Here is a 7,049-nt window from a genome sequence, read left to right as displayed (position 1 = left end):
GCCCCGCCGCTCACGCGGCGGGGCCAGAACCCAAGATCTTCATCAGCCTTCTAGGACCCCGACCTCTTCGCGGCCCCGGCCGGTGGCGCAGGCGGGTGGGCACGCTCGTACCGGTCGTGCCCAGCAGCGATCGTGAAAGCCAGCGCGATGGCTGCCACAAGCAGTTGGGTCGCTCCTGCGAACGGATGCCCCGAGAGCAGGAAGATCACGGCGATGACGAGCACACCCAAGGTGAACCCGCCGAGCCAGAGGATCGGAACCCAATCCGTCGGGGGCGCCACGGTGTGCTCGTCGGCACGGCCCCATCCACGGACGGCAGACGTCAGTCCGAGCAGAAGGGCGACCGGGATTTCGAGGAGCAGGACGATCAGACTTATGCAGCCGCCCGCGAACCCGTCGCTTCGCGAGTCCGAAGGCCTTGCAGGCCGGGCACTGTTCCCTGGTGAGCGCGGCAGACGCGAACTCGGCTCGAAGGACATGGTCGCACTCTCGTGCATCAGGTCATGCACTGCACAACGGTTCACCGGGCCGAGACCGAGTCGTGGCGAAAACGGTGGTGAAACAGGTTCGAGCCGAGCCCGCGTCCTGGCACCGCCCTCGAAACCGGTTGTGAAACACGGGCCCGAGACAGAACCCAGGCCGGGCCAAGTCCCGCACCGCGGCACCGCAGCATCGGAACGCCGCAGCACTGCCGCACCGCGGCACCGCAACATCGCGGCATCGCAACGCCGCAGCACTGCCGCATCGAAGCGCCGCCGCATCGCAGCAACGCCGCATCGCAACACTGCGGAACGTGTTTCTCAGCCCTCCGTACGGGCCAGCGCCTGTTCCAGGACGACGAGCAGGGCGTCCCGGACCGAGCCGCGTTCGCGGGCGTCGAAGACGAGCAGCGGCACGCCGTCCGACACGTCGAGGGCCCAGCGGACCTCGTCCAGCGAGTGCGCCACCTGGCCGTCGAAAGCGTTTACGGCAACGGCGAACGGGATCCGCTTGTGCTCGAAGTAGTCGACGGCGGCGTAACAGTCGTCGAGACGGCGGGTGTCCACGATGACGAGCCCCCCGACCGCGCCCTCCACGATGTCGTCCCACATGAACCCGAACCGCTCCTGTCCGGGCGTGCCGAACAGATACAGCTTGAGCGTCGGGTCGATGGTGATGCAGCCGAAGTCCATCGCCACCGTGGTGGTGGTCTTGCGCGGGGTGTGGCTGAGGTCGTCCACACCTGCCGCGACCTCGGTGATGGCCGCCTCGGTGGTCAGCGGCTCGATCTCGGAGATCGAGCCGACGGCGGTGGTCTTGCCCACGCCGAAGCCGCCCGCGATCACCAGTTTCACCGGCAGCGGCGGCCGTACGGCGGCCTGTCCGGCCGAGGTGCGGACCAGCGGTTCAGTCGGTGTCACGGAGTACCCCCCGGGAGTCGGGGATGGCCCGCAGGCCATCGATAACCCTGCGCAGTACGGACGCGTCGTGGGTGACGCCGGAGTCGGGCACGTGCACCGACAGCTGCCCCGCCGCCCGCAGGTCCTCGGCGAGGACCCGCACCACGTTCAGATGCAGCCGCAGCCGCGCCGCGATCTCCGCGATGGACTGCGGCACGCGGCAGGCGGCGACGATGTCGTGCTGCTCGAAGGAGAGCCGGTGCAGCGCGTCGAGCCCGTCGGCCGTGGCGACCAGTTGGGTCTCCACGGGCATCGTCCGCCCGGACGACGCCTCGCCCGGGCCGCCCGCGACCCGTCCGGCGGTCACGAGGAAGGGCCGTACGGCGGGCGCGGGCCCGACGGGGGCGACGCCGTCCTCGCCGGCCCCGCGCGGGGTGCGGCCGTCCGCCATCGGTGTTCGCTTTCTCTGCGGTGGCGCGCGCTCAGCGCGTCCGGGTGGCGCCGACGCTGTTCTTCAGTTCCAGGACGAGCTGCGGGTTGAGCGCGCTGCCGGCGCGGTTGGCGAACACCGTCATCTCGTAGGCGATGTTGCCCAGCTTGGCCTCCTTGTCGGTGACCACGCCGAGCACGGCGCCGCTGCCGATCGCGGAGACCAGCACGTGACCGCCCTCGAGATCGATGATGACCTTGTTCAGGCCGCCCAGTCCGTAGTTGCCGGAGGCGCCGGCCGCCAGGCTGGTGATGCCCGACACGATCGCGGCCAGCCGCTCGGAGTCGGCGTGCTCGCGCAGCTCCGACACGGCGATCAGCAGTCCGTCGGAGGACACCGCGATGGCGTCCACGACCCCTGCGGTCTCGGTGGCGAAACGGTTGAGCAGCCAGGTGAAGTCGGCTGCGGCGGCCCGCAGATCGGTCGGCGTGGCGTCTCCGGCGGGAGTCTCACCTGTCGACGTGCTCACTGCTCGGCTCCTTCCGGAAGGTGGTTCTGGTGGTGCGTGCGGTCCCGGCCCGACGGATCGGACGTCACTGTCCGGTCGGCCCGGTCGGCCCGGTCGGCCCGGTCGGCCCGGTCGGCCCGGTCGGGGTCACCGTCGCGACGGTGGTCGCGCCCGTGGTCGTCGCGGGCGTCGAGGCCGTCGTGCCCGTGCTCGCCGCGGTGTGCGGGCGGGTCGGCGGGACGCGGATGTTCGCCGGTGTCGCGGTGCGCGCGCGCCACGGCCGCCTCGAACTCCTCCAGCGCACTGCGGACGGCGTCCGCGTCCGCCGGGCGGGCGGCCTGTCTGGCCCTCTGCTGCGCGGCGGCGTCCACGTCCGTGCGCAGCGTGGCGCCCCGCACGCGACGGCGCAGCGGCCGGGCGGAGTCGCCGTCGCCGACCGCCGGGCCGGGCGCGGGCGCGCCGACGCCTCGCGGCCCACCGGGCGGCGGTGACGGATCCGAAACCGGTGTCGGACGCGAAGCCGGCGTCGAACGCGAGGCCGGCGTCGCTCCCGGCGTCGCCGCCGCGGTCGGGGCTGACGGGGCTGTCGGGACAGTGGGCGCCGACGGCGGTGTCGCGGCGTCGGGCTCGGGCGCCGGCCCGGAGGAGTGGGCCGCGTCAGCGGTCCGTGCCCTGCCGGAGGCCGGAAGTCGCGCCGAAGCGATGTGCGCCTGCGGCTCCGCCTCGGCGCGGGTGTGCAGCGGGCGCCCGGCCGTGCGGGGCGCAGGGATGCCCGGCGCGCCGACGCGGGTGGGCGGCTCCGCCTCCGTCGTGCGGGGGCGCGCCGCGGCAGACGTCCCGGACGCGAACTCTCCCGGCTCGTCCCCCGTGCCCGGGACGGCGGAGCCGGAGTCGGAGCGGGTCGTACGGTCCTCGGCGGCGCTGCTGACGCCGTCGGCGCCGCCCGAGCTCTCCTGCACCGCCGACGGGGCCGGGTCACGCCGGGGGACCCGGCGGGGGAGCGCGGTCGGGTCGTCGTCGCGCGCGGCCCAGGAGGGGACCGAGGCGGACGGGGACGGACCCGCCGCGGGAGCCGACGGAGCACTCTGCCCGGCGGAGTCGGAACGCGTCGACGAACCCGGTGAGCCGGACCTGACCGCCGGGGCGACCTCGCTCGTCGTCAGCAGCAGCGTCGAGGGGATCATCACTTCGGCCGTCACACCGCCGCCCGGGGTGCGGGTGAGGGTGACGTCGACGTCCCAGCGGCGGGCGAGCGCGCCGACCACGAACAGGCCGAGCACCTTCGTCGGCACGAGGTCGAGGCGTTCGCGGCGCACCAGACGCGCGTTCTCCTCGGCGAGGCGTTCCGCGCTCATGCCCAGGCCGTGGTCGGAGACGGTGACCGACGCGCCGTCGTCGTCGGAGCCGACGACCACCTCGACGGGCGTGTCCGCGGGCGAGAACGAGACGGCGTTCTCCAGGAGTTCGGCGATCATCAGCGTCAGGTCGCCGATGATGTCGGGCTCCACGAGCGCCTCGGTCGCGGCGCGCAGCCGGACCCGCTGGAAGCCCTCGATCTGGCCCAGCGCGGCGCGTACGACGTTGGTGAGCGCGGTCGGGCCGGCGTCCAGGACGGTCTCGCGGATGCCGGCGAGCAGCATCAGGCTGTCGGCGTTGCGGCGCAGCCGGACGGCGATGTGGTCGATGGAGTAGAGGCGTTCGAGGAGCGCGGGGTCGGTCTCCCCGCGTTCCACCGCGTCGATCAGCACGAGTTGACGGGCTGTCAGATTGCTGACGCGGCGGCCGACGTTGCCGAACATCTCGGCGACGTTGCGCCGGCTCAGCACCTGACGCTCCAGCAGCGCGGCCGCGGTGGTCTGGACGTTGTTGAAGGCTTCGGCGAGTTCGCCGATCTCGTCGTCGGCGGTGACCGGCAGTTCGCGCAGCCGGGGGGAGCCGGACTCCTCGGCGTCGTCGTCGGCGACGCGGGCGAGTTCGCGGCCCGCGACGTCGGCGACTTCCTGCGCGGCCCCGGTCAGCGCCAGCACCGGACGGACCACGGAGCGGCGGACGAGGACGGAGAGGGTGATCCACAGGGCGAAGCAGAGCAGGGCCAGGCTCAGCAGCAGGATCGCGCGCCACTGGGCGCTGGAGGCCGCGTCCTCGGCCCGGTCGGCGATCTGGCCGATGAGCGACGCGGTGATCGCGAGCCGGGAGCCGGCCTGTGCGTGGTAGTCGGGGTAACGGGCGATGGCCGCTCGCAGCGCCGTCCGGATGTCGGCCTTCGACTCGGCCTGCAGCGCGCTGGGGTCCACCGCCAGGTCGGCGTAGTGCCGGCTGATCGAGGCCTGCGAGGCGTTGTGCTCGATGCCGCTGAACTCGTCGGCCTGCGCGGGGCTCGCGAACCGCTCGAACCGGGCGGCCTGGTAGGTGAACAGCTCGTAGGAGCCGACCGCGCCGGTGAACTCGATGAGCGCGTTGCTGTCACCGGTCCCCGCGGAGAACACGCCGGTCTCGTAGGCGCCGTGGGCGGCGTCCGCGCGCAGCAGCGAGTCGAGGAGGTTGCCGGTGAAGGTGGAGGCGAGCGCCGAGTTGTGCTCCAGGCCGAGGCCCTCGATGAGGCCGTCGGCGGCGCCCGAGTACGCCGGGTCGATGTTGTCGGCGGGCAGATAGCCCTGCTCGATGGTCTGCCGCAGCCCGGCGAGCCCTTGGACCTCCCTGAGGGCCTGGGCCTCGGTGTCCGGAAGCCGGTCGCCGAAGGCGTCGACCACCTTCTGCACCTGCTCGTCGACGGCTGCCTGGGCCTGCCGGTAGCTCTCGGCGGAGGGGGCGTCGACGCCGGAGGCCGCCTCGAACCGCACGGAGAGCAGGATCGCCTGCTGGTGCTCGGCCTGCAGCCGGGCGACGAGCTGGGCGACCTGCGTGCTGTCGCGGACCAGTAGGGCGGCGCTCTCCGCGCGGTCGGACTCCTGCACCAGGTCGACGATGAGATACGTCAGGAGCAGGGCGATCACTGCCAGCGGGATGCCGACGAGCACGTTCAGCTTGCGCTGGAAGGGCCATCGGTCGGCGAAAGCCCGCAGACCCCGGGGTGCGGACGGCGAAGCCGAGGACGCCGAGCCGGCGGGCGCGTCCACCTCTTTCGTGGACACCGGGCCTCCTTCAAGAGGGTGTTGCAGGCGCGCAACGGGTGCATATGCGGTGTTCTGTCCGATTCTTATGCGCATGTGTCCGTACGGCTATGACACATGAGCGGCCCCCGTATGCCGCTGTGGCTGACGCCGACTGCTGTGGCGAACGTCAACTACGGCGACACTATCGCTAATTCGAACGGTCGAGCGCGTCGCCCCGCGTCAAGAATCCATCACGAAGAGAGATCTCCGGAGGTGTGCGTGCCCTCTCCTGGTTCGCCGGGCACCGATCACGGATCGACGCCGATCGGTAACACGGCTGCTCTTGACCGATCGAGAAGCGGATGGATTGGATCAGGACACAAGTGTTTGAGTTCTCATCAACCCCCCAGCTCGGAACGGGAACCGTGACTTCCAACGCTCACAGCAGCAGGTCCCTGAGGAACCACCCCGGCGCGGCGGCCGTCGCCCTGGCCGCGATGACGGTCCTGCTGGCGGGATGTGGCTCCTCGTCCGGCGGCACCGACGACCCGCTCGCCGGCGACAAGGCGGCCGGTGACACGGTGGTCGTCGGCTCCAACAACTTCGCCGAGAGCATCCTGCTCGCCGACATCTACGGCGAGGCCCTGAAGGCCAAGGGCGTCAAGGTGTCCTACAAGCCCAACATCGGCAGCCGCGAGACCACGTACGGGCTGCTCAAGAACGGTTCGATCACCGTCCTGCCGGAGTACAACGGCTCCCTGCTGGCGTACCTGGACAAGGACGCCGCGCAGACCTCGCTCGCGTCCGTGAACGCCGCGGTGAAGACGAAGCTCGACTCCAAGCTGACGCTGCTGGAGTCGTCGCCCGCCGAGGACAAGGACTCCGTCACGATCAACGCGCAGACCGCGAAGAAGTACAACCTCACCTCGGCGTCCACGCTCGCCGACCTCAAGGACGCCGCGCCCGAGCTGGTTCTTGGCGGTTCGCCCGAGTTCCAGACCAGGCAGCAGGGCATGGTCGGTCTGGAGTCGGTGTACGGGCTGAAGTTCAAGAACTTCAAGGCGCTCGACGCGGGCGGTCCGCTGACCCAGGCGGCGCTGAAGAAGAACACCGTGCAGGCCGCGGACATCTTCACCACCGACCCCACCATCACCAAGGAGAAGTTCGTCGTCCTCCAGGACCCGAAGAACCTCTTCGGATTCGCGAACGTGACGCCCCTCGTCTACAAGAGCGGCCTCTCCCAGGAGGGCGTCGACGCGCTCAACGCCGTCTCCGCCAAGCTCGACACGAAGACGCTGCTCGACCTGGACTCCCAGGTGCAGCTCGAGAGCAAGGACCCGCTGGACGTCGCCAAGGCCTGGCTGAAGTCCGCAGGCCTCGGCTGAGCCCGGCCCCGCCCGTCCGAACCGCCGAAGCACCGAACCGTTGGACGCGCCGGCTGACGGAACGCCCCGGGTCCCCCCGCACCGCGAGGAAACCCGGGTCGTCCTGAACGGAAACACCCTCACCGTCGGCGAGCTGCTCGCGCTCGCCGACGGCGCGGCCGTGCCCTCGGCGGCCCCCGAGGCACGTGAGCGGGCCGTCCGTTCCTGGCGGACGGCCCAGCGGCTCGCCGCCGCCGGGCGGCTGTACGGCCGCGG

General features: G+C 71.6%; 6 protein-coding genes and 1 pseudogene. 2 read left to right on the top strand and 5 right to left on the bottom strand.

The window, feature by feature from the left end:
* Positions 1-50 precede the first annotated feature (50 nt).
* The 5 genes from ABT300_RS39485 to ABT300_RS39465 all read right to left on the bottom strand — a co-directional run bounded on the left by ABT300_RS39485 (position 51) and on the right by ABT300_RS39465 (position 5,448).
* Positions 51-509, bottom strand: coding sequence for a DUF6234 family protein (locus ABT300_RS39485; protein ID WP_351686643.1), 459 nt, complete (start codon positions 507-509; stop codon positions 51-53).
* 291 nt (positions 510-800) lie between these two features.
* Complete coding sequence (locus ABT300_RS39480; protein ID WP_319278117.1) at positions 801-1,400, bottom strand: GTP-binding protein; 600 nt, start codon at positions 1,398-1,400, stop codon at positions 801-803.
* Positions 1,387-1,830, bottom strand: a complete 444-nt coding sequence (locus tag ABT300_RS39475) for a DUF742 domain-containing protein (protein WP_351686641.1) — start codon at positions 1,828-1,830, stop codon at positions 1,387-1,389. The genes ABT300_RS39480 and ABT300_RS39475 overlap by 14 nt, the downstream gene beginning before the upstream one ends.
* 31 nt (positions 1,831-1,861) lie before the next feature.
* Positions 1,862-2,338: a roadblock/LC7 domain-containing protein gene (locus tag ABT300_RS39470; protein WP_057575808.1), complete on the bottom strand. Its 477-nt coding sequence runs from the start codon at positions 2,336-2,338 to the stop codon at positions 1,862-1,864.
* A complete protein-coding gene (locus tag ABT300_RS39465) occupies positions 2,335-5,448 on the bottom strand; it encodes a sensor histidine kinase (protein WP_351686638.1) in 3,114 nt (1,037 codons plus the stop codon). Before ABT300_RS39465 ends, ABT300_RS39470 begins: the two co-directional genes overlap by 4 nt.
* Before the next feature lie 386 nt (positions 5,449-5,834).
* Here ABT300_RS39465 and ABT300_RS39460 point away from each other — a divergent pair, with 386 nt between their 5' ends.
* Together ABT300_RS39460 and ABT300_RS39455 are read left to right on the top strand one after the other, a co-directional pair.
* On the top strand, positions 5,835-6,794 hold the full coding sequence (locus ABT300_RS39460) for an ABC transporter substrate-binding protein (RefSeq protein ID WP_351686635.1): 960 nt from the start codon (positions 5,835-5,837) through the stop codon (positions 6,792-6,794).
* A 40-nt stretch (positions 6,795-6,834) separates the two neighbouring features.
* Positions 6,835-7,049 (top strand): annotated as a pseudogene (locus ABT300_RS39455) (histidine ammonia-lyase); the annotation flags it as partial.

Source organism: Streptomyces sp. NPDC001027 (assembly GCF_040299045.1).
Taxonomy (GTDB): Bacteria; Actinomycetota; Actinomycetes; order Streptomycetales; family Streptomycetaceae; genus Streptomyces.
This window is presented reverse-complemented; position numbering and strand designations above follow the sequence as displayed.

Excerpts from the sequence above, each read along its gene's own strand:
- ABT300_RS39475 (WP_351686641.1), bottom strand. The coding sequence starts at position 1,830 with ATGGCGGACGGCCGCACCCCGCGCGGGGCCGGCGAGGACGGCGTCGCC.